The 628-nt window shown below is 56.2% G+C and carries 1 protein-coding gene; it reads left to right on the top strand.

Annotated elements, in window-relative coordinates:
- Positions 1–13: 13 nt before the first annotated feature.
- Positions 14–628 (top strand): molybdopterin-dependent oxidoreductase (locus tag IEX22_RS16250; protein ID WP_229660107.1); only part of this gene is annotated, 615 nt, incomplete at its 3' end.

The raw sequence follows: 628 nt of genomic DNA on the forward strand, positions 1-628 counted from the left end.
GCGTGTCTACGGCATGGAACGTATCCGCGAAGAGGTGAAGAAGTACAACCCTGCCGAGGTTGAGCATGTTGCCGGTGTCGGTGAGGCTCAGATGCGCCGTGTCGCCAAGATGATGGCCGAGCACAAGCCTGGCACTATCGTTTGGTGTATGGGTGGTACTCAGCACCACGTAGGTAATGCGAACACCCGCGCATACTGTATCCTGCAGTTGGCTCTGGGTAACATGGGTGTTTCCGGTGGCGGTACCAACATCTTCCGTGGTCACGACAACGTACAGGGCGCCACTGACTTTGGTCTGCTGTTCGATAACCTGCCTGGTTACTATGGTCTGACTTCCGGCGCCTGGGCGCACTGGTGCAATGTGTGGGATCTGGATCCGTCCTGGGTCAGCAGCCGATTCGATCAAGGCGAGTATTTGGGCCAGAAGCCACAGACTTCAGCCGGTATCCCTTGTTCCCGCTGGCACGACGGTGTGTTGGAAGACAAGAACAAGATTGCCCAGAAAGATAATATCCGTCTGGCCTTCTTCTGGGGTCAGTCTGTCAACACCGAAACCCGTGGCCGTGAGGTGCGTGAAGCACTGAACAAGATGGACACTGTGGTCGTCGTTGACCCATTCCCAACCATG

It is taken from the genome of Tersicoccus solisilvae (assembly GCF_014643255.1).
Lineage (GTDB): Bacteria > Actinomycetota > Actinomycetes > Actinomycetales > Micrococcaceae > Tersicoccus > Tersicoccus solisilvae.